This window comes from Paenibacillus sp. MMS20-IR301 (assembly GCF_032302195.1).
Taxonomy (GTDB): Bacteria; Bacillota; Bacilli; order Paenibacillales; family Paenibacillaceae; genus Paenibacillus_AQ.
In genome coordinates this window covers 4,004,789-4,030,690 of sequence record NZ_CP135275.1, presented here as the reverse complement: position 1 = coordinate 4,030,690, position 25,902 = coordinate 4,004,789, and the positions used below count along the sequence as shown (strand labels likewise).

20 protein-coding genes and 2 pseudogenes are annotated in these 25,902 nt (G+C 45.7%); 15 read left to right on the top strand and 7 right to left on the bottom strand.

The window, feature by feature from the left end; translation table 11 throughout:
- Positions 1 to 20: 20 nt before the first annotated feature.
- The 7 genes and pseudogenes from LOS79_RS17305 to LOS79_RS17280 form a co-directional block, all read left to right on the top strand.
- The gene (locus tag LOS79_RS17305; protein ID WP_315411271.1) at positions 21 to 1,388 is read left to right on the top strand and encodes an ABC transporter substrate-binding protein; all 1,368 of its coding nucleotides are present in this window, start codon (positions 21 to 23) and stop codon (positions 1,386 to 1,388) included.
- A gap of 80 nt (positions 1,389 to 1,468) precedes the next feature.
- Complete coding sequence (locus tag LOS79_RS17300; protein WP_315411269.1) at positions 1,469 to 2,335, top strand: carbohydrate ABC transporter permease; 867 nt, start codon at positions 1,469 to 1,471, stop codon at positions 2,333 to 2,335.
- The gene (locus LOS79_RS17295) at positions 2,332 to 3,168 is read left to right on the top strand and encodes a carbohydrate ABC transporter permease (RefSeq protein ID WP_315411268.1); all 837 of its coding nucleotides are present in this window, start codon (positions 2,332 to 2,334) and stop codon (positions 3,166 to 3,168) included. Before LOS79_RS17300 ends, LOS79_RS17295 begins: the two co-directional genes overlap by 4 nt.
- A gap of 244 nt (positions 3,169 to 3,412) precedes the next feature.
- Positions 3,413 to 7,819: a glycoside hydrolase family 3 C-terminal domain-containing protein gene (locus LOS79_RS17290; protein ID WP_315411267.1), complete on the top strand. Its 4,407-nt coding sequence runs from the start codon at positions 3,413 to 3,415 to the stop codon at positions 7,817 to 7,819.
- A 135-nt stretch (positions 7,820 to 7,954) separates the two neighbouring features.
- Positions 7,955 to 8,036: pseudogene (locus LOS79_RS33070) on the top strand (RNA polymerase subunit sigma-70); the annotation flags it as partial.
- A gap of 143 nt (positions 8,037 to 8,179) precedes the next feature.
- Positions 8,180 to 8,359: a hypothetical protein gene (locus tag LOS79_RS17285; RefSeq protein WP_315422597.1), complete on the top strand. Its 180-nt coding sequence runs from the start codon at positions 8,180 to 8,182 to the stop codon at positions 8,357 to 8,359.
- Positions 8,352 to 8,638 (top strand): annotated as a pseudogene (locus tag LOS79_RS17280) (hypothetical protein); the annotation flags it as partial. The gene LOS79_RS17285 and the pseudogene LOS79_RS17280, both read left to right, overlap by 8 nt.
- A gap of 31 nt (positions 8,639 to 8,669) precedes the next feature.
- Here LOS79_RS17280 and LOS79_RS17275 read toward each other — a convergent pair.
- Together LOS79_RS17275 and LOS79_RS17270 are read right to left on the bottom strand one after the other, a co-directional pair.
- Positions 8,670 to 8,957 carry a hypothetical protein gene (locus tag LOS79_RS17275; RefSeq protein ID WP_315422595.1) on the bottom strand — a complete coding sequence of 96 codons (288 nt, stop codon included), beginning with the start codon at positions 8,955 to 8,957 and terminating at the stop codon, positions 8,670 to 8,672.
- Between the two features lie 52 nt (positions 8,958 to 9,009).
- The gene (locus LOS79_RS17270; protein ID WP_315411266.1) at positions 9,010 to 9,432 is read right to left on the bottom strand and encodes a hypothetical protein; all 423 of its coding nucleotides are present in this window, start codon (positions 9,430 to 9,432) and stop codon (positions 9,010 to 9,012) included.
- 295 nt (positions 9,433 to 9,727) lie between these two features.
- On the opposite strand from LOS79_RS17270, the gene LOS79_RS17265 reads away from it, so the two are divergent.
- Positions 9,728 to 10,384: a hypothetical protein gene (locus tag LOS79_RS17265; RefSeq protein ID WP_315411264.1), complete on the top strand. Its 657-nt coding sequence runs from the start codon at positions 9,728 to 9,730 to the stop codon at positions 10,382 to 10,384.
- Positions 10,385 to 10,612: 228 nt separating this feature from the next.
- Complete coding sequence (locus LOS79_RS17260; RefSeq protein WP_315411262.1) at positions 10,613 to 11,410, top strand: class I SAM-dependent methyltransferase; 798 nt, start codon at positions 10,613 to 10,615, stop codon at positions 11,408 to 11,410.
- Between the two features lie 60 nt (positions 11,411 to 11,470).
- Here the strand turns inward: LOS79_RS17260 and LOS79_RS17255 are convergent, their stop codons facing one another.
- Complete coding sequence (locus LOS79_RS17255) at positions 11,471 to 14,611, bottom strand: amidase family protein (RefSeq protein WP_315411260.1); 3,141 nt, start codon at positions 14,609 to 14,611, stop codon at positions 11,471 to 11,473.
- Between the two features lie 883 nt (positions 14,612 to 15,494).
- Here LOS79_RS17255 and LOS79_RS17250 point away from each other — a divergent pair.
- Both LOS79_RS17250 and LOS79_RS17245 read left to right on the top strand, forming a co-directional pair.
- Positions 15,495 to 15,749 (top strand): hypothetical protein, encoded by a 255-nt coding sequence (locus LOS79_RS17250; RefSeq protein WP_315422594.1) that lies wholly within the window; start codon positions 15,495 to 15,497, stop codon positions 15,747 to 15,749.
- Entirely contained in the window at positions 15,640 to 15,921 is a 282-nt protein-coding gene (locus LOS79_RS17245) for an aldo/keto reductase (RefSeq protein ID WP_315411258.1), read from the top strand. The genes LOS79_RS17250 and LOS79_RS17245 overlap by 110 nt, the downstream gene beginning before the upstream one ends.
- A gap of 165 nt (positions 15,922 to 16,086) precedes the next feature.
- Here the strand turns inward: LOS79_RS17245 and LOS79_RS17240 are convergent, their stop codons facing one another.
- Positions 16,087 to 16,491, bottom strand: coding sequence for a hypothetical protein (locus LOS79_RS17240; protein ID WP_315411256.1), 405 nt, complete (start codon positions 16,489 to 16,491; stop codon positions 16,087 to 16,089).
- Between the two features lie 205 nt (positions 16,492 to 16,696).
- Here LOS79_RS17240 and LOS79_RS17235 point away from each other — a divergent pair, with 205 nt between their 5' ends.
- From LOS79_RS17235 to LOS79_RS17220, 4 genes are all read left to right on the top strand, one after another.
- A complete protein-coding gene (locus LOS79_RS17235) occupies positions 16,697 to 18,916 on the top strand; it encodes an MMPL family transporter (protein ID WP_315411254.1) in 2,220 nt (739 codons plus the stop codon).
- Positions 18,917 to 18,940: 24 nt separating this feature from the next.
- Complete coding sequence (locus tag LOS79_RS17230) at positions 18,941 to 19,648, top strand: glycosyltransferase family 2 protein (protein WP_315411252.1); 708 nt, start codon at positions 18,941 to 18,943, stop codon at positions 19,646 to 19,648.
- A gap of 94 nt (positions 19,649 to 19,742) precedes the next feature.
- Complete coding sequence (locus tag LOS79_RS17225; RefSeq protein ID WP_315411250.1) at positions 19,743 to 20,936, top strand: sensor histidine kinase; 1,194 nt, start codon at positions 19,743 to 19,745, stop codon at positions 20,934 to 20,936.
- Positions 20,933 to 21,586 (top strand): response regulator, encoded by a 654-nt coding sequence (locus tag LOS79_RS17220; protein WP_315411248.1) that lies wholly within the window; start codon positions 20,933 to 20,935, stop codon positions 21,584 to 21,586. The genes LOS79_RS17225 and LOS79_RS17220 overlap by 4 nt, the downstream gene beginning before the upstream one ends.
- Positions 21,587 to 21,681: 95 nt before the next feature.
- Here LOS79_RS17220 and LOS79_RS17215 read toward each other — a convergent pair whose 3' ends face one another.
- The 3 genes from LOS79_RS17215 to LOS79_RS17205 form a co-directional block, all read right to left on the bottom strand.
- The gene (locus tag LOS79_RS17215) at positions 21,682 to 24,162 is read right to left on the bottom strand and encodes an FAD-dependent oxidoreductase (RefSeq protein ID WP_315411246.1); all 2,481 of its coding nucleotides are present in this window, start codon (positions 24,160 to 24,162) and stop codon (positions 21,682 to 21,684) included.
- Complete coding sequence (locus tag LOS79_RS17210) at positions 24,159 to 24,449, bottom strand: ArsR/SmtB family transcription factor (RefSeq protein WP_315411243.1); 291 nt, start codon at positions 24,447 to 24,449, stop codon at positions 24,159 to 24,161. The genes LOS79_RS17215 and LOS79_RS17210 overlap by 4 nt, the downstream gene beginning before the upstream one ends.
- A gap of 153 nt (positions 24,450 to 24,602) precedes the next feature.
- The gene (locus tag LOS79_RS17205; RefSeq protein WP_315411242.1) at positions 24,603 to 25,607 is read right to left on the bottom strand and encodes a LacI family DNA-binding transcriptional regulator; all 1,005 of its coding nucleotides are present in this window, start codon (positions 25,605 to 25,607) and stop codon (positions 24,603 to 24,605) included.
- Positions 25,608 to 25,902: the final 295 nt, after the last annotated feature.

The following is a 25,902-nucleotide window of genomic DNA, read 5'->3' as shown; positions in this document are numbered from 1 at the left end:
AATAATAGGGGGATTCACAAATGAGTAACTGGACAACGCGTCTTAGAGGATTGGCGCTTGTAGCGGCATGTACAATGGCACTAACAGCATGCGGTAACTCCAGTAATAACAATGCTGGTGGTAATGATGCTTCAGCAACCGCAGCGCCAACAGAAGCAGCAACGGATAATTCGACTAGCAGCAGCGAACCAGTCACCCTGAATATGCTGGTTTCAGGCACTAAGGCAGCAGATGGCGCGGATTTTGAGCTGGATACCTTGCCTAAGCTGGTTAAAGAGAAGTTTCCAAACGTTACTTTAGAGGTACAGAAGCTTCCAGACGAACAATACTATACTTCAATTAAAGCTAAATTGGCGACTGGTGAAGGACCAGACATCTTCCTTGTATTCCCCAACATGGCAAATATGGGCGCCATCGAAGTTGCAAAAGCAGGCTATGCTGCTGATTTGTCGGATCTCAGTTTCTGGGACCGGATCAGTACATCAGCTGCCAGCGACATGAGCTATGAAGGCAAAAAATATGCTGTTGCCAAAGGTATGGATATCCTGGGCACCTTCTATAACAAGGCGCTCTTTACCGAAGCAGGAATTACAGAAGCACCAAAGGACTGGGACAGCTTCCTTGCTGCCAGCGAAAAGCTGAAAGCCGCCGGTATTACGCCAATTGTTATGGGTGATAAAGATCCATGGGTAATTCAATTCGGAATGTACCAGCTTGCAGCTAACAACGTATATCCTACGGATCCAGACTTTGATAAAAAACTGCAAACAGGTGAAACAAGCCTGACAGATTCTAAATGGATTAACACTGTTAACCAATATAAGGAGCTGTATGATAAAGGATATGTGAACAAAGGCTCGCTTGGTATGGCAAGCGCTCAAGCTCTTCAGCAGTTTGTAGACGGCAAAGCAGCCATGATCTTTACAGGAACATGGGACTTACCGGCAGTTTCTGCGGATGGAGCAGCACAGTTCGAACGCGGATTCTTTGGCCTTCCAGGTAATAAAGCAGGGGAACCTGTATATGCTTCAGCTGCTACCGCTGCTGGTTATGCAATCAATGCCAGCTCCAAAAACTTGGATATCACCAAGGAAGTCTTCGAATACCTTTATGCTGCAGATTCACCACTGTTCCAGGCTTGGGTAGATGCTAACTCTTCCATCAGTGTATTCAGCGGTGTGGAGCTTAAAAATGAGATTTTCAAAAATGTGCTGGATGAAATTCAAAGCACCGGGCATGCCTTCTACTTCCCGAACCAAATGTGGCCAGCGGGTGTGAGTGACGTAATGCAGTCCAAATTCTCTGAAATCATCGGCGGCAAGAAGACAACTGCTGAAGAGGTTACGAAAGCGATGCAAGACAAATATACCGAGCTCTACAAACCTTGATTTTTATGGCATCAGGGAGGATTCCCCTCCCTGATGCAACTTTTACTGGAAAGGAAAGAAACAGCATGAATAATTCTGTAATGAAAAAGACATTATACTGGTTTGCAGTACCGGCTCTTCTTTTTTATTGTCTATTTTGGATTACTCCGATCCTCAAGCTTTTTCAATACAGTGTAACGGATTATAACGGATATGTTCAAAACTTCAATTATGTAGGGTTAGACAATTTTAAAACACTTTTTCATGAAGAGATTCTAGGACTCTCAATCAAAAACACATTAATTTACACGCTAATTACAGTTGTATTGGGCAATATTATCGCCCTTGCAATAGCACTTCTATTAAATACGAATATTCGGGCAAAAGGTCTGTACCGTTCGGCATTCTATATTCCCACTCTGTTTAGCGCAATTGTAGTCGGTTTTATCTGGAGCTATGTGTATATGCCGGATGAGGGGATGATTGCTTCTTTATTTCATACACTGGGTATTACCGGAGTTGATACCAATTTTCTAGGTAGCTATTCCAAAGCGCTGTATTCAATCATTGGTGTAGATATTTGGAAAAATATAGGTACAAGCACAATTATCTTCTTAGCTGGCCTACAGACAGTTCCGGAGGATATGATTGAAGCAGGACGGATTGACGGAGCAGGCCGCTGGCAGCTTATCCGCTTTATCAAAATTCCAATGCTGGCTACCTCGATTACGATCAACGTCACGCTTAGCGTCATCAATGGCCTTAAAGCATTCGACTATCCGTTTATTATGACCAACGGTGGACCGGGTACTTCGACTAACACCCTGATCTACGCAATGTACAAAATGGCGTTTACCGATCAGCTCTTTGGCAAAGCATCAGCGCTTGGTATTATATCCTTTGCGATTATTATTGTCATTACCGGTATTTTCGTCTTGACCTTAAATAAACGGGAGGTGTCAGCATGAAGCCTACCAGTCCACTTAGAAAATCGGCGCTACATCTTGTTATTATTGCATTTGTTGTGCTGAACCTCATCCCTCTGCTAATCGTACTGTCCGGGTCACTGCGTTCCCCGAAAAATATGACGAATCCGCTGAGTTTGTTTAGCGAATTTACATTAGAGAGCTATAAAATTGCTTTTGACCGGATGGATTTTCCGATTGCTCTGTGGAACAGCGTTGTTCTGACTACCGTTTCAGTCATTTTCGTTGTATTGCTTGCAGCGATGGCTTCGTATCCATTGGCTCGGTTGAATAGCCGTCTTAGTAAATTCTTGTACTTGTTCTTCCTCTCGGGGCTGGTAGTCCCAGGACAAATGGTGCTTATACCCATCATCCAGATGATCAAATCACTGGGTATTCCAATGAACCAATACACACCGATCCTGATGTTCATTACATGTAGTCTGCCATTCTCCACGTTTCTTTACACCGGATTTGTCCGCAGCAGTGTGCCGGTTGAAATCGAGGAAGCCGCTCATATTGACGGTGCAGGCATGTTGCGCCGTTATTGGCAGATCGTGTTCCCGCTGCTGCTTCCAGTTACGGTGTCCGTTGTCATTACTCAAGGCGTATGGATCTGGAACGACTATTTCTTCAATATGGTCTTTATCACCAAAGCGTCTGCTTCACCGCTCCCGGTAGCGATGCTCGGCTTCCTGGGTGACCAGCAGAACCCGGCACAGTGGAACGTACTGTTCGCTGCGTGTATCCTATGCGTATTACCGCTATTAATCGCGTTCCTGTCACTGCAGAAGTATTTCGTCGGCGGTCTTACAGTCGGAGGAGTAAAAGGTTAAGGAAAGTTAGTCTAATGTTATAGTTTTCACATACCCTCAAGTGATTTAGCTGCTGCATTAAGGCAGTAATAAGCTTGGGGGTATTTTGCATGGAGCCACATGGTCAGTAATATGTTAAACCCATTACCTAAAAAATCCGGTGCAAACCCAAAAAAAAGTGTCACTTATACCTTTTTTAGTAAGCGGTTACAATTAACCTGAATCAGGCAGCTGATTCTATTCCATTTATTAAAGGAGTCTTGATATGAGTAAAAGAAGGACAACACCGCTACGAAAAAGACTATCGGTACTTGGACTAATTTTGGTGTTAACTTGCTCGCTGTTGCCGGCAATCCCGCCGGCTTATGCTACTGCAGCTGAGAACGAAACGTTATCATTCCAGAGGGATGCTACAAACAAACCTATCTTTGATGGCGTTTCAGAACATCTGGACGCATTTGTTAATCTGATTCTATCCGACATGAGTAATGAGGATCTGGTATACTACGCCGATCAAAAAAGCGCAGGAAAAGCGCGGACGATCGCAGCGGGCTATCAGCTACCAGGCACGGCAGCCGGAGGTGTGGACCGGGTTATGGGTGTCAGTACCGATTTGCCATCCATGCTTGGCCTGGGCCAAAGCTGGAACAAAGACTTGGTCAATAAGGTAGGAACCATTATCGGTGATGAGCGTCGGGGCGAAGTGGATGCCACCGATCCTAATACGCTGATGTTCTCGGCAGTATCCGACCTGCGTACTAACCCGCTCAGCGGCAGGTATGAGGAAGGATACGCTGAAGATCCTGTACTTGCTGGAACGATGGTGAACGCGATGGCAGAAGGCATCACAGGATATGGCGAGGAGGGCAATGAAGACGGTTTCTGGCTCAAGGCACAACTTGGTACTAAGCACTATACCAACTATATTGCTCAATGGTTTAGACAGAGTGGTCAATTCTATGCCAGCGCACGTGCACTAAATGAATACCAAAACAAGAGTTTTCTTGAACCGCTTCAGGCAGGCTTGGTACAGAGCCTCATGACAACCTATGGCCGGACAAATGGCGTACCAAACCATATCTCGCCGAATATAATCCGCGCTTCGAATGCTAACCCATACAGCATGATGCCGGTCGGTGATTTTATATTTGCCGACCGCAATATGACAGCGGGTTTTAACAATGGTTATCAAAATTATACAGATGCTGACGGAGCTGCTGCGCTATTATTGCTCAGTGGCAATCATGCTAACACCTCAGGCTCTTCCCAAGCAAGCATTAGTAATGCCGTGAATAATGGTACGTTCGGTGTGACTCGCATTGAGCTGGAAAACAGTGTTCGCGGGCAAATCGAAATGTGGGTTCGCTCCGGACATTTTAACGAAAAAAATGCTGACGGTTCTCCGGTTATGTATCCGTTTACAGACCTGGCAAAAGATCATACTCCTCAAAACTACACAAAAACTGAGAGCCAAGCGGTTGCGCTGGATGCAGCGCGCGAAAGCGTTGTATTACTCAAGAATGATGGTGTACTGCCACTCTCCAAATCAAGCAAATTGGCAGTTACAGGCCTTCTGGCAGATACCCGCTTCAAGGCGACCTATTCGGTAGGGAAAACGCCGGCATTGCCGAATGCTGGATTGTCACCGCTCGGTGCTATTCGTGAAGTAATCGGTAGCAATCAGGTTACTTATGGCACAGGTGCACCAGTTATCGCTTTTGAATCTGTAGCCAATCACAAGACAGTGACGGGAGTAACATATACGGAAGGTGCTCAGCTCCGAACATCCTTTACTGCACCAACTGCTTTAACGGTTACGGACAACGTATACTCTACTGTAACTGCTAATGTATACGCTTACCAATCTGGCGGCAAGCTGTACACGACTTCTCAAGCCTTTGAAGCATATGATTGGGGACAACAGGCTTACAGCTATCTGTCGCTTGCCAATGGCAAGTGGATCAAGGATGTAACCAACGGCAGCAACCGTACTGTGCAAAACACAGATGCTACCAAGCTGAATCTGGTAGAAAATCCGTTCTCTAATGTTAGTGATGCCAGCACGATGCCGGGCCGCTTCCGTAATGAAGTGAATCCGGACGGTACTGTCTCGCTGATTGCTGGTTCGTATTCTGAAAGCTTTACTGGCGGTTTCGAAACGGTGTATTACACCGGTGGCCGGTTAGTGACAGTGAACAATTCAGATGGACTTGATCTGTCTGCAACCACGCTAACCAATAAGGCAACTGCTGCCATTCGCAGCGACAACCAGAAGTTTAACGAGATAACACTTAAAGAAGCTGGCGCAGATGCGCAGGTATGGGCAGCCAACAACGATTATGCAGTTGTCGTCGTAGGAACAGCAGCCCGGCATAGCGCTGGAGAAGGAGCAGACCGTTCCGATCTGAATCTGGGTGATGATCAATACCGTATTGTATCCAAGGTAGCAGAATCCTTCCCGAAAAAGACGATTGTTATTGTCAAAGCAAATGCCCCTGTTAATATGGAGGAAATTCAGAGTAACGGAAATGTTGCAGCAATTCTGTATCAGCCCTATGCCGGCCAATATGACAGTAAAGCACTGGCAGAGGTGTTGTTTGGTGACTACGCACCTAGCGGCCGCTTATCTTCAACCTGGTATGCCGGAATGGAATCATTCCCGAAACTGGATAAATATTCGTTACCTGAAGGCATGAGCACATCGGTAGCAGACATTGATCCACGTTTCACTGTAGATATGTCGAATGGCGATCCGATGGATAGCAAAATGACTTATATGTACACAGATGCGGATGTCACCTACCCATTTGGTTATGGACTAAGCTACAGTAGCTTCAGCTACGACAACCTTAATGTTCCGGTGAGCGCAAGCGGCAGCGAGCCGTTTGAAGTTACCGTCAATGTCACAAATACTGGAAATGTGGATACTGCAGAAGTCATTCAGCTTTATATTAAGAACAATACTTCTGCTTACGGCGAACATACACCAAAGAAACAACTGGTTTCCTATGAAAAAGTAGAGATTGCTGCAGGCAAAACCAAAACGGTTCGTCTGACAGTAGATCCGGCCGATTTCAGAGTATGGAATGTGAATAGCAATGATTATGTTGCAGAGTCGGGGCTTTACAGCCTGTCGGCAGGCGAATCCTCGCAGAATCTGCCGCTTCAAGCAGAGCTTTCTTATACGGGAGGAAGCATCGCAGCATTGAATGCATCCACACCGGTTAACGTATTTGATCATGCCTTCGCTTCGAGCGAAATGGTATATCGTGAGGTCTCCAAGCTGCGTACTGCAGAGGGCTTGAAAGCAAAGCTGTCAGAGAACGGATACTACGGTGTTATGTCTAAAGGAAATGGTTCCTGGGTTGCTCTAAATCAGGTAGACCTGACTGGCGCGACGGGCGTTACATTGCGCGGAGCTTCAATCAATCCCGCCTCTGTCATTGAATTGAGAGCTGATTCGCCTACAGGCAAACGTCTTGCCGTGATGACCTTTGAACAGACGGAACCAGAAACCCGGGATGTTCCGGGCAGCTCGTTTAAAGTGATTGAATTAGGATACAAAGTGATTACAGAAGAATTACTGGCAGCGTCTTCCGGTACGCATGATTTGTACCTGGTCTTCAAAAATGCGGATATGCGTGTAGACAGTATTCAACTGGTGGGGGCTACTCCAGAAGTTGTGAAGCCAAGTGCAACAGGACAAATAAATAAAGTTGCCTTAACATGGCCGGCAGCAACAGGAGCAGTGAGCTATAATCTTTATCTCAAAAATGCGGATACGTATACACCGGTAACTGAGAACGTAACATGGAATGCTGACGGTCTGGGGGCTACTGTATCTGGACTGGCAGATCACACTGCATATACGTTTGCTGTTACAGCGGTGAACAATTATGGGGAAAGCGCGTATGCTGATGTTAATGCCACTACGGAACAGGCTGGCGGCGGAGAAACCCCGCCAACGCCAACGCCAACGCCAGTGCCAACACCGGCGCCAACCTCTGAGCCATCATCGGGGCAACCAGCAGGGACTGCAACTGCAACACCGGTAACGACAGGGCAGGCTGTGGCAACAGCAACGGCAATTCCGAGTCCCACCGGAGCGCCTAGCCCAACTACGGCAGCATTCCAGGATGTTGGCAGTAAATACGACTGGGCCAAAGAAGCGATTAACGCCTTGAGTGCAGCTGGCATCATCCAAGGCACATCCAAGACATCATTTGAGCCGGCCAAACCCGTTACCCGTGCTGATTTTGTTCTGCTACTGGTAAGAGCCTTCAATTTGTCAAGCGATACTCAAGGGAAATTCGCAGATGTTAAGGATAATACGTATTATGCTGAAGCGCTGGGCATTGCCAAGGGGTTAGGCATCACCAACGGCGATGCAAGAGGTAATTTCAATCCTAAGGCCGATATTTCCCGTCAAGATATGATGGTGCTGATCATGCGTACACTCAAAGTGATGGGCAAATCGGACTTTGCCGGAACAGCAGGTGATCTGGCAGCGTTTAAAGACGCATCTCAGGTAAAAGATTATGCGATTAACGATGTGGCAGCACTCGTCAAAGCGGGCATTGTCAAGGGAGATGGTCAAAGCCTGAATCCGAAAGGCCGGGCAAGCCGTGCGGAGGCAGCAGTCATACTTTACCGGATTTATCAATTGCAATGATAAAAAAGAGGAGTTCCAGGCAAGCCAAACGGCTGTCTGGAACTCCTCTTTTTTTGTTATAGTCTTTGATTGCCGCTGTTTCAGTAATTAAACTTCCATTCGTCCACCGAACTCTGAACTTATTGATGGAAGTGAAAGTTAGCTAACACGGGCGAAGATATGGAGGATCTTATCTCCATAGGAGCGATTGGGATTAATCAAGGCCATTGAGAGCTACCGGCCGCTCGATCCTGCAGGTTGTTTGTGTTTTTAATAAGAAATTCCAAATTCAATGTATTATCTGTATAGCTTGAAGCGGATTTAAAATGCGTTGTACTTTGGTATACTCGAACTATAAGTGTGAAATGAGGTGTTTGTGGAATGATGAATCTTACGAAGGACCTTGCTAAATTGATTCGGTTAACAGGTGACCGGGCGAAACTGGATGCTAAAGCAAATGGAACATATATAGTATATAAGACAAATGAGGGCCAAATTGTTAGAGAATATAGTACAGGTAAGATCGAGAAAATGAGCGAACAGGATTTCATCCATGAATGAGACAAAGGCAACGATGTTTGTGTTTGCAGGTAATAATGGAAGTGGTAAGAGCACAATCCGCGACTTGATTGTTGACCGGCTTGGGGTAAGTGTAAATATTGATCCGGATGCACTTGCCCGCAAAATTAATAATATTCATCCTGACAAGAGTAAAGTATCTGCCGGGAAAGAAGCTATAAGAATAGCTAGGGAATGTATCCGAAATAAGTGGGACTAGGGGATGTACGGCTTAATATTGAACGAGTTGCTTCACGCGTGAAGAACGGTGGTCATCATATTGTTCAATTGATATTTATGGAATACTTGTGTGTTACGGAGTATAAAAAACCGTCATCATAAGTACACAAAACAAAAATGCTGATAAATTGATTCCTATTCCTAAAAGCGAGACATGTCTAGTTTTTTTGATGTTGAGACCCAATGATCCGAAAATTAAACCTATTGGACTAATAAAGAAGAGAGAAAGGAAGCCGAAACCATCTATAAGCTGACCAGCTTTTATAGCATAGTGATCAATAAGAGCAAATAAGACTATAAAGATACCAATGATAACGGAACGAAATGGAAAGCTTACACTTGATATTCCTTTTGTACTCATTTATTTCCACCAGCTTCTTTTAGTTAAATAAATGATTGTCCGAACCTAACTATTATTTTCTTTCGAGTACGTAAAATAATAAAAAACCTAACATCAGGCCACTAATTGTATGGGCTGTTGTTCCCGAAGTGATCAAAAGGAAGCCCAAAGGTAAATCTATAGACAAACCAGACCAATATAATAGTGGAAATAATGAGACATAGAGTGAAGGTAAGCCGAATACACAGAGCTTAATCCAATTTATTTTCCATTTACCAGCTTTCCGCAGTAATTCGATGAATCTTAGAGAACCGAGTAACAATCCAAAGAGAATTGGGAAAAGAACAGAAAAGACATAACTACTGTTTAATTGGTACGTCTTGCGTGCTTCTACCTGTAAATGATATTGATATTTTAACCCGAATATAAAAACTAAGATCACAATTACTAAAAATCCCAAATAAATAAACAGGTTATTTACCCAAACCTTCTTCATTAATTCACCCCCTATTACTTTAACGAAAATGGGAATATTTAGTTGTGCTAAACTGCCGATAACTTAATTCCCTTAACCAGCTATTACTACAGCATGACTAATGCAATAACCCTCCTTTAGGATTTTATACTATATTTGGAATTAAAAAGCAAAAAAATAGAAGACGGCAATAATCTATCAATATGTTTGAAAATGTTACAGGAATTATGGTTTCTACTGATATATTATGGATTATGATACAATATTTTAAATAGAATTTTTGCTTGTTAATTATAATATTCAAAGGAGATTTATAATGAAGCGCCTTCGCTGGAGCATTTTTATTTATTCCGTGCTGTTCGTGGTTGTCTTATTCATGGTACTCAATGACTATTCACCAATTCTGATTGTAGGGGTAGCTGTGGTGGCTGGCCTCATTGCTTTTCTAACCCAATTCTATTATCCTGCAGCTTTGGATAAACGTGTGGACCGTGTAGAGTCCTTTTTACGCAGCCAGAAAAACAATCCTGCCTTGTATATTCAGTATATTCTAGCAAACAGACTTGAGGATGAATCAAAAACGGTTATGGAGCAGCTAATGAGCAAGTATAAGCGGGCGACGGTACAGGCAACGTTCAAGGCAGCTTACGGACTTTACTGCAAAGATATGGCTGCTGTTCAGGAAGCCGTGCCGTATATTCGCAATTCTGATTACCGGACATACTACGAAACCGCTCTGCTGTTGGAGGACGGGAAAAGTGCCCAGGCGCGGGAACATCTTGAGTCAATCAGGAAGCAATGGATGAGATTAGCACTGCTCGCAGAAATTGAACTCAAAGCAGGCAACAGCGAAACCGCCATCAAGCTTGCCAAGGAAGCAGTAGACGCTTCGAGAGGCGTCCAACGTTATGTGTTACATAAGGAATACGAAAGAACGTTACCGCAAGCTGTTGTAGCCAATATGGCTTATTAAAATGGCTTAGTCGTGTAGAGTAGTTGCGATAACAATATAGTGTAAGATAAGCGGCTTATCTGCGGATGAGTTGCTTTTTTGTTTCATTTAGACTGTATGGAATAATTATTAATATTCTTTACATTGAGAGGGCAATTTTCCTTAGTTATAATCATAGAATCAAATAGTTAAATTTACCCAATTCATATTGTGTTCGAATTATCTATTTTTATAACTGGAGGTAAATCTGTGAACAGAGATTTTATCGTAAAGCATTGGTATGCCAGTATGTATGAAAAGTTCGAAAACCAAACACAGGATGTTGAATTTTTATCGAAAGTACTATCTGAACAATCAGGCAACCAATCATTAAATATCCTTGAAGTTGCCTGTGGCGGTGGCAGGATATGTGTACCGCTTGCAAAGGCGGGTCATACTGTTACAGGTTTTGATGCCGATGAGCATATGCTCCTGCGCTGTTATCGCCGAATGGCAGGTTTACCTAATATACACTGTTATCAGGCTGAAGCAGCGACTTCGGAGTGGGGGCTCGGTTTTGATGTAGTCATTATGGCAGGTAATATCCTCATTAACATTGAAAATGACATGAATTATAAAGAGGCGCAGCTGACCTTTATTAAAAATGCGGCTGCGTCCCTTCGCACCGGTGGACATCTTTATTTGGATTTTGACTTGCATTATAATCCGGCAGCTGTTTTCAGTAGTTTGAAAGAGAGCCGCTATTTCGAAGAAACAGACGAATTAGGTACGACTGGCCACATTGTCAGCTATGGAAGCGTGTATGACCCCATTACCCAGGTTTGTTCCGGAACGGGTCACTCTGAGCTTACTACAAATAGCGGTGAGAAACTTATTATATCCAAGCGATGGTATAAGCATATCCCTACACAAGCGCAGGTTTACAATTGGCTGGCAGAAGCCGGATTTTCTATAGAACGTACCTATCAAAATTTCACAGATGAACCGATGCCAGAGCCGATTGGTGAGGCTACACATCGCGCTATTATCTGGGCGCAAAAGATTTGATTTTACAGAAAGGGCCATCCTTTACGGGATGGCCCTTTCTGTAATCTTAGTGAACTTCTTTTAATTCACAGTCTCTAGTAATCGGGATACCATTGTTGCAAACTCTGCTCGGGTAATCTCTTGCTGAGGCTTAAATGTGCTGTCTGCGTATCCGGTAATAATCTTATTGGAGGCGAGGGCATCGATGGAATCATAATACCATGCACTTCTGTTAACATCTTTGAAAGTTGTGTTTCCGGTACCTGTCAGCTTAAAGGCCCTAGTGATGAGTGCCGCTAATTCACTGCGGCTAATCTTCTGATCCGGACGGAAGCTTCCATCGCTATATCCGTTCATCAAGCCTGATCCGGCGGCTGCACCGATATACTTACTCGCCCAATGCGCCGTAGAGACATCTTTAAAGTTACTTGCTTGTCCTTCAAGTCCCATGTATGTGGCAATTACCTTGATGGCTTCAGCGCGGGTTAACCCTGCATTTGGACGGAAGGTACCATCGGAATAACCCGTCAGTAATCCCTTAGCAATAAGCGTGTCGATGCTTGCCCACGCCCAGTGATTCATTGTATCTGCAAAACTAACCACTTCCGGCTGAGATGTTGATGTTGGTTCCGTTGTTGGTGTAGGCATTGGTGTCGGTGTAGGCGTAGGCGTCACTGTACCTCCTCCAGTGCTTGGTCCATCTGTGCCTGGATCAGGAGTAACAGGAGGTGACACGTATTGAAGTGCCGGGGCAAAGGCTGTAAGCAGTCTGGCTTGACTTTGCTGCTCCAGAGCATAGCCCATCCCCAATACATTGGCATCATCCCATGCTCTGCCCACAAGCTGCATAGAGATTGAATATCCGCTGTCATTAGTTCCTACAGGAACCACTACCGTTGGGAGACCTACGTTAGATGTTAATACGCCCGTGCCCCGGTCAGAGCTTAATTGGGAGGCTGATGCGTCATTGTTATACACGTCACTAATGAAGCCTGCATACACAACAGCATCAACGCCATTCGCGTCCATCCAGCCTTTAATGACTTCTTTGTAGTCCGTTCTATACTTAATGTAATCTTGTACAGCCTGTTCCGTCATACGCACTGGCGCGGTATAGCTTCTTTGATTATAGATAAGCACCTTATCTGAAGCGAGTACACTTGCGCCATCCAGATAAGGGAAGTCCTTGTGAAGCTCAATATAACGCGCCCACCCTTCAGTAGATCCGTTAATGCCTGAAGGACGGCTGGGAGCTGCTGGTAGGGCAGACATTTCAACCATTGTTGCGCCCGCTGCCTGCAGCTCTGAGAACTTGTTCATTACGGCTTGTCCTGTATCATCATCCGCATAAGTCGAGACAAAGGATGCAGGAATATATCCGATTTTTTTACCTTGCAAGGCATTAGAATCAAGAGATTCTTTCCAGTCAGCCGGACGTTTATGATCTGCATCAGCAGTCACTGTGAAAATATCCTGCGGGTCCGTACCCGTTGTAGCATTCAGCATAATGGCCAGGTCGGTTACAGTTTTAGCAATGGGACCTGCATAATCTTGTCCCCAAGTGAGTGGCAGTACACCTGTAGTGCTTGCCATACCGTCTGTACCGCGGAAGCTTTTGAGGCTGGAGCCTGTAGTAGGGGCATAGAGGGATACCCCTGTCTGCGAACCCATGGCTGCTGCTGCAAAATCAGCTGCTACGGATACGGCCGAGCCGCCGCTTGAGCCGAAAGAGGTTTTCGAAGGATATAATGCATTCCAGGTCTGAAGCCAGCCGCTCTCACTGAAGCTTCCGCTGTTAGCAAACTCGGAAGTATTTACTTTGCCGATAATTACAGCCCCGGCTTCCCGCAGCTTATTCACCTGGAAGGCATCAGATTCAGGCTGCCAGCCTTCAAGCGCTTTGCTGCCGCCGGTGGTTGGCATATCCTTGGTATCATAGATATCTTTTATCGCAATGGGAATCCCCAGCAGATCGCCCTTTGCACCTTGTGCGCGGGCAGCGTCAGCAGCTTTGGCTTGGTTCAGCGCAGTTTCAGAGACATGCAGGAAGGCATGGAAGCCCAGTTGTCCCTCATCGTATGCCTTAATTCTATCTAAATAGGCTTGAGTAATCTGTACAGAAGTAGTTTTGCCATTCACCATATCCTGCTGCATCTCTGCAATGGATTTATTCGTAACATCATACGGGGATGAAGTTACTAATGCTGCGGCTGCAGGAGCATCTGGGATCACCAGGCTATCTCCAGTATTAAGTCCCTCTATACCAGAGATATCCCAGTTACTAATGGAACGGATTTGTGCATTTGAGAGTCCGCTCACATCCAGATGGCTGTTAAGTCCGTTGAGCATAGTAACCAGATTGTTCAGCCCTGCTTCGCCGGCTTCTCCCACTTGTACATAATGGACCAGGGATTTCGACTCACCCGGCCTAATATTTAATGTATTAATGAACCCGTAGAAGTTTGCCTCATTGCCGGACTTGGCGAGTGGTGTTGTGAATGGGTTCTGCTGCTGATTACCCAGACCGGTTAACCCGTTATCAAAGGGATGTGGAGAGCCAACGGCCACGCCCAGCGGCTTATTGTTTCTGGCACTGCTGTCTACAACGATCCAAGAATCCTCTGTAGTCACCTCCAGATCCTCCGAGTAGGTTGCCTTGACTACTGAAGCATTTGCTGTTGTACCATAGCCTAAAGAGCCGCCGAAAGATACATCAACCTTTACATCTATATCATTTTTGTTCGTAAAAGTATCAAAGAATCTCGTCCGGTTGAGAGTAGTATCCACATATACCTCGCGGGTTACAGTTACATTTCCCAGATTTACAGATTGAGCCGAAGTGAAGGTATTCACGCCATCGTATTTCAAGTTAAACCCGCGCATCATCTGACCATTCATCAGGGAAGCCGAAGGTGAGGATACCTTAACAAAGATATTACCGAAGCCTTGTACCTGTGTAGTTCCAACTGTGCGTAAACTTCCTGTGTCTAAGCTGGGAGCAAATACATCGTGAATCTCCCATACTGTGCCGCTATCTGAAGTGACCCGGGTTAAAGCATCAGCGGTTTGAAAAGGAATGACTCCCGAAGCTATAACAGATAACGTAATAGAAGTAGCTATAACTTGCTTTTTACTCCAATTCTTTTTTGCGGGTGAATGTTCAGGTCCAGTGAAACCAGGGTGGTTTCTCTTAGATTTACGCAGACGTTTCCATTTGTTCATTTGGTCAATCTCCTTTTCTATGTATATTTATAAATTATGTTAGGGAATATAACATCTATATTAAATTCAGTCAATTAATATTTTAATATTTATATATTTTCGGGCTAGAAATAAGAAAAAAAGACATTATTTGTTGAAAATATAAGATGTGTAGTGATTGTATGATAGTTTAATTTACTATTAATGTTATGTATTGCGGGTCTTTAAATGATAGAGTCTTAGAAATGGTGGATTCTATGTTTTCGTTTGATGAAAGATAAGCGGAGAACGAGGTCGTCGTCGGCCGTTTCCGTCTGGACATTGGTGGGAAGGACGGACGCGGCGGGAAACTGCTAAGAATTTGGGGTTTCGCGGAGTTATGTTTCACGGATAGTGGAAGGGTGCAGATGATTAGGAAATCAAAACAATGCCCACTCTGACCCTTGCGGACACCACAGACCTTATTTACTCAATTTCGGCTAATTTGGCAGGTATACGGACATCACAGACCTTATTCGGCAACTTTCATGTGCTAACGCTACTTTTCCGGCGAAATAACGGCGCTGGTGTCCGCAAGGACCGGCATTTTGGCGCTTTTTCAAATTTTAACGTCTCTCCTGTCCGTTACGCTAAGCTAGGCGGTTAACTTGCATAAGTGTTGTGAGACTTGTCTGCTCTCTTGACAGAGGGCCATTCTACATCAGTCTGTGAAATCTGAAGGCAGCGGGAGTGTGAACTATGAACAATTGAGAGAAGCGGGAATCGTCAGCGTTAGTAAAGAAGGAACAATCAACTACTACCGCCTGGATGTATAAAGTAAGCTGAGTCTGCTGAACAACCTGGCCGAAGAGATCAATAAGATGCTTATGCAATGCAAATTACCTCCGAACGGGGAAGGATGAGGATGAATAAAACGATTAAGGCGATAAATGGGGTTCATATTCCGCAATTAGGTTTTGGCGTATACAAAATTCCTAAAAGGGAAGTTTTTGAACAAGTAATCGGCGTTGCTAATTTTGAAATCAGACATCTGGAGCAGCTGATGAAGCATGCATCAAATCCGCCGATGGTTAATCAGCTTGAAACCCATCCGGAATTTCCGCAGTACGAGCTTCACTTTGAGGTGGCATTTACAGAGGGGGATTGTCGCAATCCCTAAGTCCGCAAACCCGCAGAGAATAAAGGAAAACACCGGAATCTTTGACTTTGAGCTGACCGATGAAGAAATGGACCGGATTCGCCGGCTCAATACCGGGACAAGATACTCGGTAAATCCGGCTGGCTACATGGAAAACCCGCCATATGTGAAATTAATGAGGCTGTTTGTGTGAATTTAAGCGTAATGGTGAGTCATTGGGTCTGTCATTTGACAGACTCTTTTTTGCCGAATCCAGATCTACCTGCTGTTTTTCTGCTCTGATTTTATGAAGCTCTATCCTGCATTTATCGCAACTTAATTTCTCGTAGTCCGCATTATGAATGCCGTTATTGCTCCATTATTTGAAAACATTGAGCGTATAGGAACAGACAGCTTCCTCATCCTTCAATTTAAAGGTGGCCGATAACTCATTCCCGTTTCTGCCGAGTGTGACAGGGAAGGCGGGCACATCCGAATTCGCTAAGGTGATGAGAATTTGGTTGTCACCATCATACTCATAGCTGCCGTAAGACATCTGGACCAGGGAGCCGGAGGTTGCTTCAATCGAGACGGCTCCACCGGAAGCAGCCGGATTATTCATAAATCTGATCCCAGTGAAACAGCCTGTATCTCCGGAAGTTAATGCCCATTTCCCTTCTGCTTGTATGCGGTCAGAGTGCTGCATGAACCAATAGATGACAGCTGCCGCTGCTACAGCTAACAGAATCAGCATGAAAATAAGCGTCTTTCTGGATTTGTTCATTGGTTGCTCTCCTCTTCGGAATATAATTACCTATTATTAAACACATGTTGTGAAAATGACTGCAAAAATGCATTTGCCCAAAAGGGCAAGCACCTGCTGCCCATTCGGACGATGTGCCCTTTTCTAGCAAGCTGTACGATAAGGGCATGACAAACCATTAGATATCGACGACCGTAGTCGTAGAGAACATTGGAGGAGAGAAAGAATGGCCAAAATGTTATTTAAGTTGGGACGATTTGCAGGCACCAACAGTAAAAAGGTGATCGTGGCGTTTATTTTGCTTATGGCTGTATTGGGCGGACTGATCTTTAGTATGGGAACAGCGTTCCAAGAGGATGTATCCATTCCGGGTACAGAATCAGAAAAAGCGATGAAAATTCTGGCGGAGAAATTCACGGGCGGTGAACAGGACGGGCAGGTTAAAATCGTGTTTAAGGCTCCCGATAATGAAACCTTAGACTCGGCTGATAATAAAACGGTCATTAGTGAATTGCTTACGAAGATTCAAGGGGATGGGGCAGTAACCTCGGTCGCTTCTCCATACGAGCTTGCGAACATCAATCCGGATAAACAAATCGGGTATGCGGTTGTAACGTATAATTCACCTGCAGATAATGTCTCACAAGAATCTAAGGATGCAGTAGAAGACAGTTTAGCAATAACAAGGAATCAAGGAATTGAGACCGGACTTAGCGGGACTGTTAAATTCGAACAGACGGAAGCGGGCGGCGGCCCGGGTGAGATTATGGGTGTAATCTTAGCCTATGTTATTTTGGCCCTTACCTTTGCTTCCTTGCTTGTTGCAGGAATGCCGATTCTTATGGCACTGATTGGTGTGGGTATCGGAGTATTGTTAATCCTGCTGGGAACTAACTTTTTTGATATCTCGTCCATCTCCCTCACTTTAGCAGGAATGCTCGGAATTGCCGTCGGAATCGATTACTCCCTGTTCATCTTCTCAAGGTTTAAACAACAATTGAAAAAGGGATATTCCGTTCAGGAATCGATTGCCATTGCCAACGGCACAGCCGGTAATGCCGTAATCTTTGCCGGATTAACCGTAATCATTGCGCTTCTAGGACTCATGGTTGTGGACATTCCCTTCATGACCACAATGGGAGTAGCGACCGCTGTAGTCGTATTGATGTCGATCATTGTAGCGGTAGTGGTTGTACCCGCCGTCCTCGGACTCATGGGACATCGCATCAGACCCGAGAAAAGCAACCGGTTAATCGCCATGCTGACGCGGGCCAATAAGAAAAAAGCATCCGATACCAATGCCTGGAGCAGATTTGTAACAAAAAAACCATTGATCGTTGCTGTAGTCGGCATAGCTTTACTGGCGGTAATAGCTACTCCGTTCTTTCATTTGAATCTTGGCCTTCCGGATGACGGGAATAAACAATATGAAACTTCGGAGAGACAAGGGTTCGATCTGTTATCGGATGCTTATGGGGCGGGGTTCCATTCTACGTTAGTCGTTATTGCCGAGCCTGTGAATCAGGAAGCGGCATCTGCGGATAACCTGAAAGCTTTGTCGGAAACCATAAACGGACTGGATCATGTGAAAAGTGCAACGCCTGCAATGCCGAACCAGACAAATGATCTATTCCTAATGAGTGTCACACCGGAGGATGGGCCGAATGCGCCGGAAACGAAAGATCTGGTAAACGAAATCAGGGCTCTTTCTGACAGCGGGAATATGGAACTTCTGGTGACAGGAGCTACAGCCGTTAATATTGATATCTCTGACCAAATCATGAGTGCCATGCCGACCTTTGCTATTCTAATTGTGGCGTTTGCCTTTGTACTAATGATGGTTGTCTTTAGATCCATTCTTGTGCCATTAAAGGCTGTACTCGGATTCGTGCTTTCGATTGGTGCAACCTTAGGCTTCACCGTATTTATTGTCCAGGACGGCAACTTCCTTGATGTGTTCGGGTTCCCCGGCTCCAGTGCAATATTATTCTTGTTACCTGTCTTATGTATCGGTATTCTGTTTGGTCTATCGATGGATTACGAAGTATTCCTTGTCAGCAGAATGCGTGAAGAATTCGCGCACACCGGCGATGCCAAGAAAGCCATTCATGCAGGCCTCAAGGAAAATGGAGCTGTTGTAACGGCGGCGGGCCTGATTATGATATCGGTATTCTCAGGGTTTATCTTCTCGCATGATCCGACGATCAAACAAATGGGCCTGGCCCTAGCTGTGGGTGTTTTATTTGATGCTTTTGTCGTCCGGTTGGCCATTGTACCTGCTGTAATGACATTACTGGGCAAATCGGCCTGGTACTTCCCTAAATGGCTGGACAGAATACTGCCCAACTTCGATATCGAAGGGGAGACCATCATGAAGGAGTACTCCAAGCAGGGCGGGGAGACCGGTTCCCTTGGTACACCTATGTTAAACCGTAAGATATTGTAATATGCACAAAAGAGGGATTACGTCATGATACGTCTTTCTGTAGTAGCACCGGTATTTAACGAGGAGGGCAATATCTGTGATTTGTACCTTAGCATTGTTGATGCGCTGAAGGGGAGAATCGAAAGCTACGAAATTGTCCTCGTGAATGACGGGAGCCGGGATCAAAGTGCTGCCATATTGGATGAAATCTCCCGGATGGATGAGGCGGTGAAAGTTATTCATTTTGAACGGAATTATGGACAGACGGCTGCAATATGGGCTGGAATCAAGAGCTCCCAGGGAGAATTAATTGCCCTAATGGATGCAGATCTGCAGACAGACCCCAAGGATATTTTCAGGCTGATGCCTTTTATTGAGAAAATAGATTTTGTGAACGGGAAACGGGTTGAGCGTAACAACACTTTGCTTAAGAGCGTATCTTCACGTACCGGCAACCGTATCCGTAATTGGATTACAGGTGATTCTATTTATGACACAGCCTGTCCAATGAAGCTCTTCACCCGCGAGGTCGCTGACAGCTTACATCTATATAAGGGTATGCACCGTTTCCTGCCGACAATGGCCAAGATGAACGGGTTTAAGGTGATCGAAGTTACGGTAACCCACCAGGAACGGAAACGGGGAGTGTCCAAATATGGAGTGTGGAACCGCATGTTTACCGGGCTCATGGATGCAATTATAATGAGCTGGCTCAAAAAGAGAGTGATCCTGTACCGGATCAAGGGATCATGATAGATGATGAACCGATAGTAAATCAGGTATCCGGTTTGGTCTGACTGATGGTAGAATTTAATTAACAGAAGGACCCGCATAAGGGGGAGTGACATTGAAGGAAAAAAACGGCATGCAAAGCATTAGTGAACTGTTCGCCTCAAGGCTGCCGACTTTAATCTGGGTATCCATTGTGTATGCCGGAACGGTAATACTGCAATTTCTCAAGGAGCCTTTAATTCTGGAGGGTGCTGTATTTACAGGTTTATTTACAGTTCATGTATTGCTACACTGGAACTCCTACAGAGTCACGCAAAAAACCTTCTGGATCTACTTCTCTGTCCAGGCTGCGCTGGTGTACCTTTGTGCCATTCTAATGCGGGACGGTTATCAGGCGGTACTGATCGGGCTGCTGCCTATATTGATTGCTCAGAGTCTGGGTTATTCATTCCGGCTCAAGCGGGTGGTGTTTATTTCAATCATCAGCATTATTGTCTTTTTTGATTCTGCGCTGACGGTGAAGGATACGGATGAACTGATTGTGTTTCTGCCCATCTTCATCCTGATGCTCATTGTGGTTCTGGCCTATGCCATATTATTCTTCAAACAGGTTCAGGAGCGGATGAGAATCCAGAGCTTTCTGGAGGATCTGCGGAAAGCGCATGAGAAAGTAGAGGAGTTAACGCTTGCCAATGAACGGCAGCGAATGGCACGGGACCTGCATGATACACTCGCCCAAGGGGTGGCTGGTCTCATTATGCGGCTTGAGGCTGCAGATGCGCATATGTCACAGAATCATATGGAGCGGGCCCATGAAATCATCGGCCAGTCGATGCAGCAGGCCCGCCGGACGCTGGCTGAGGCTAGAAGAGCAATTGACAATCTGCGTTTGAAATCAGCCCCGGAGATAGATTTTAAAGAGGCTATCGCAGATGAAATTGAACATTTTAACGAGGCTACCGGCATTATCGTGTCCAAAAATTATCGTTTCAACCGGACATTGTCCAGGCTGCAGATGGAGCACAGCTTGCACATTGTTAAAGAGTGTCTCACTAATATTGCCCGTCATGCCAAGGCTGATAAAGTATGCGTATCGGTCTCTTCATATAACGACAGGTTAGTTGTTGAAATTAGAGATAACGGGATTGGTTTCCGGACAGAAGATATTGGCAAGGATGCGGGGCATTATGGATTATTGGGCCTGAAGGAACGGGTAAGACTGATTGGAGGAGAAATAGATATGAGCAGTACACCCGAAGGGACCACAATAATATTCGAAGCGCCTTTAGCTAAAGGAGAACTTACATGACGGTATATAAAATTGTAATTGTAGATGATCATTATGTCGTCCGGGAAGGCCTGAAGCTGATTCTGGAGACGAATGAGCAATTTCAAGTAATTGGTGAGGCTGAACATGGACTAGAGGCGCTGCCGATGATTCAGAAGCTGCAGCCTGATGTCATTCTGATGGACTTGAATATGCCTGTCATGGGCGGTCTGGAAACAATGCAGGAATTAAAAAAGCAGGGATCTCAGGTTCCGGTAATTATCCTCACGACCTATAACGAAGATGAGCTAATGATCAGCGGACTGGCTATCGGGGCTAAAGGTTATTTATTAAAAGATACCAGTCGTGAGAATCTGTTCAGGAATATCGAATCGGCAGTACGCGGAGAAACCTTGCTGTCGGCAGATCTGATGGAACGTGTAATTGCAGCGAAGTCTCAGGAGCAAAGTGCAGCCGCTGCTCCCCAGGCCTCTTCCCCGTTATCGGAGAAGGAGACATTTATTCTGCAGGCTGTCGCCCGGGGATACAAAAGCAAGGTTATTGCTTCGGATATGAATATTTCCGAGCGGACTGTAAAAGCGCATTTGACGGCCGTCTATAATAAGCTTGGTGTGGAGTCAAGGTCTCAGGCGGTAGCTGTGGCATTGGAGCGGGGGCTTTTGGATATTTAATAGGGATGCGAAGGCTATTTATCAGGTGAAGAAATAACCCGCCAGGCGTATGCCTGACGGGCTTTTGTGCTGCAATAAGCTTATAGATTGTATAGTTAAATAAACAGATTAAGTCCGGATTGCTCCGCCTGACCCAGATAGTACCCTACACCGCCGATTTTTACACCATCTATTAGTTCTTCTTCAGTAATGCCCATGACATCCATAGACATGGAACAAGCTACAACCTCAACACCTTGCTGAATGGCCGATTGGATTAATTCCTCTAATGAGGATATATTTTTGCCCTTCATGACACCACGGATCATTTTGGTCCCGAGCCCCAGCATATTCAGCTTTGATAGGGTCAGCCTGCTGCTGCCGCGGGGCATCATGGTACCGAACATACGCCCCGTAAAGGACTTGGTTACAGGTACTTTCTCAGGCTTCCGGATCACGTTCAATCCCCAGAAGGTGAAGAACATTGTCACCTTTTTTCCGCTTGAGGCAGCCCCATTGGCAATTATGAAGGAGGCTATAGCCTTATCGAGATCACCGCTGAACACAACCATGGAGCTGCCGTTCAGACGCTGCTGCTGTGGTTCTGCCTTATCCGGCAGGTTAGCGTCAGGACCCCCTTTTCTTATCCAGGCTTCTATCATTCCTCCCGGCGTCTTGCCTGCACTAATCAGCTGGTTGCCGGACAAGCGTGCCCAGGCTGTAATATCTTCATGGAAACCGGGATCTGACGCTGTTACATGCAGCATCTGACCCTTATTCAGTTTATCCATCTGTTGCTTGACCTGAATAAGCGGGCCGGGACAGGATAATCCGCAAGCATCCAGTTTGAGGTCGGCATGTAATCTGTCTTCCTGCTGCTGTGCTGCTGCAGCTGTTTCTGTTCTGATCTCTGCGAACGCCGGAACCGCCGGAAGGGTTGAATTGCCGGAAGGAGTATATTGGAACATCCTATACGTCTTGTATCCGCCTGTTAAATTTCGGACTTGGTAGCCCTTCTGCTGCAGAATCCGTGAAGCCGTATATCCTCTTAGGCCAACTTGGCAGTATACCCAGATTTCTTTGCCAGGGTCTAACTCACCCAGCCTCGAGCGGAGCTCATCCACTGGAATCAGGATCGAGCCGGGAATATGCCCGTTGTTATGCTCAAGCTCAGAGCGGACATCGACGAGAAGGGTGTGCCCGGCATCCCGGGTGGTTAAGTCCTCCGGCACAAATACTTTAGTCCGGCCGGCAAGGATGTTCTCTGCAGTGTAACCGGCCATATTGACCGGATCTTTGGCCGAGGAAAAGGGCGGGGCATAGGAAAGCTCAAGCCCGGTCAGATCGCTAACGGTTCCCCGGAAGTGAATAACAGTTGCTATATCGTCTATGCGTTTATCCACTCCCTCAGAACCTACAGCCTGGGCGCCCAATAGGGTGCCCTTATCATCAAAGATCAGCTTAAGGGTCAGAGGAACGGCACCCGGATAATAGGAGGCATGAGAACTTGGATGAACATAAGCAACCTGATAGGGAATGCCTAACCGCTGAAGTGTTTTCTCGTTGTTACCTGTAGTTGCTCCCGTCAAACCAAATACTTTAATGATCGATGTTCCCTGGGAACCCTGATAGGTCACACCCAAACCGCATACATTATCTGCAGCGATCCGCCCTTGCTTATTGGCGGGACCGGCTAACGGTATAGCGGTCTTGCTTCCATTAATGTAATCAACAACCTGTATCGCATCACCAACAGCGTACACACCCTCTATATTCGTCTCTAAGTGATCATTTACGATGATGTGGCCTCTCGATGTGAGTGCTATTCCGCTGGTATTCAGGAAGGAGGTGTCAGGCGTGACGCCGATCGCCAGGATAACCATATCAGCAGTCAATGTTGCTCCGCTGGCTAATTCCACCTTTATGTAATCATCTGCTTCCTTAAATGACTTTGCACTTTCAGAGAAGAGCAATTGGACGCCGTGCCCTTCCAGTTCCCGGGCCAGGACATGAGACATTTCACGGTCAAAGGGTGCCAGCAGCTGGGGATCAGCTTGAACCAGGGTCACATCCAGCCCGGCTTCCTTGAGATTCTCGGCCATCTCCACTCCGATAAAACCTCCGCCAATTACAACAGCGGACTTAGAGTTTACTTCGCTTACATGCTTCTTGATACGATCCGTATCTGCTAAGTTGCGTAAGGTGTATATTCTGGAGCTGTCTATGCCGGGCAAATCAGGGCGTATAGGCTTTGCACCCGGTGCCAGTATAAGATAATCATAACTTTCCTCGTAAACGCCGTGCGCTCTGCTCTTAACCTGAACTGTTTTGGCAATGGTGTTGATACCCGTCACTTCGCTCTGTGTACGAATGTCCAGATTGAAACGCTTGTACATGGCTTCCGGTGTCTGCACAATCAGCTTGGAGCGGTCTTTAATGTTGTCCCCGATATAGTAGGGCAATCCGCAGTTGGCAAAAGATATATGTTCATCGCGCTCAAACATCACAATATGTGCTTCTTCATCCAGCCGGCGCAGGCGTGCAGCAGCTGAAGCGCCTCCAGCTACCCCTCCGACAATCAGAACTTTATTACTCATGACTGATCCTCCTCAAAAAAAACCTGAATAAGTTGTTTAACCCTGGCATCTGCAATGGTGTAATTGACTTCAAGTCCGTTGCGCTCAGTCTTGACAATGCCGGAGCTGCGAAGCTTCTGCAAATGCTGTGAGACTGTGGACTGGGGCAGATGCAGACATTCCTGCATATACCCGACGTTGCATGAACCTTTCTGCAGCAGTCCTTTAACAATACATAAGCGGACCGGATGGGCTAAGGCCTTCAGCAGGTCGGATACCTCATCGAATTGTGCGAAGTTGCTATCCATATGGAGTACGGCTCCTTTGTACAAAAATTAATAATAACGTTATATCGTAATATTACGATATAACGTTATTGAATGCAAGCGAAAAAAAGCGGAGTATGAAATAAAAAGGAAAAGCGACTTATCTTTGATGAGCCGCTTTTGATTATCGTCTTCTCAAGTAATGTCTCTAACCGTTTGCCGTTCCACAATGGAGTGGGCACAAATTTGACTCCTGGCGTTTTCTCCTGATTCAATCATGTCAATCAGCTTCTCGGAAGCAAGCATTCCAATGTCATGAAGAGGCTGCCGCACTGTGGTTAATGGCGGATTAACCATCCGGGCTAACCGGAGATCGTCGTATCCCATGATGGAAATGTCCTCGGGTACGTTCAGGCCATGCTGTGCAGCGGTGGAAAGAGCACCGATTGCCATCTCGTCACTGGCGGCAAATACGGCGGTTACCTCCGGTACTTTCCGTAATATCGTTTCCATAGCTCTGCTGCCGCTCTCATAAAGAAAGTCACCATAGACAAGGTAACGGCTGTCAAAGGCAATTCCATGCGCTTCCAGTGCCTTGCGGTATCCCTGGACTCTGGGCGTTCCGGCGATGGGGTCGCCCTTGGTTCCGCTGATCATGGCAATGTTGCGGTGGCCCTTGCCAATCAGATAATCGACCGCATCATAGGCGGCCTGATAATCATCGACCTTCACATAAGGCACATTAGGGAAGTCACTCCGGGAAGAAATCAGCACTACCGGGATTCTCATGTCTTCGAGCAGATCATAATATTCTTTCTTGAGCATTTCACTGGAAAAGAGAATCCCGTCAACCTGCTTCTCGCGCAACAGCTGCAGATACCTCAAGGTACGTTTGCCGTCCTGGTCGGTATTGCAGACCACCACACTGTAATTGCGGCTATGGACAAATTCATCGATCCCATGGAGCAGATCGGAGGAGAAGCTACTCGACACATCAGGGAACAACACACCGATGGTTTGGGTGCGCTTGTTAATCAGGCCGCGGGCAATAGCGTTCGGCTGATATTTCAGCTCTTTAATCGTCTGGTCCACCTTTTGTTTCGTTTTATCTGAATAGCCGCCCAGGTTATGCAGCACTCGCGAGACCGTGGCTATGGAAACATTCGCCTTCTGGGCAACATCTTTAATTGTGGGATTCATACAATCTCCTGTCTTCCGGTAGCAATAGAAGCCGGTCTAAAGTAAACGTTTACCAAGAATATAAATCCTAGCCTTTATTTTGTCAACCTAACTATATGCCGGAAAAGTAAGCATTGACAAGAAAAAATAATCGAGATAATTTATAGTAAGCGTTTACGTTACGGGATCTGAGGTGAAAAACCAGAAAATTATTATTTTGAAATTAAGTTGATGTATAAGCTTGTATTAAATTATTTTTGCTGGGTATGTTTTTTACCTGTTTGAGTAAACGTTTGCGTAATAAAATCTCAAATCT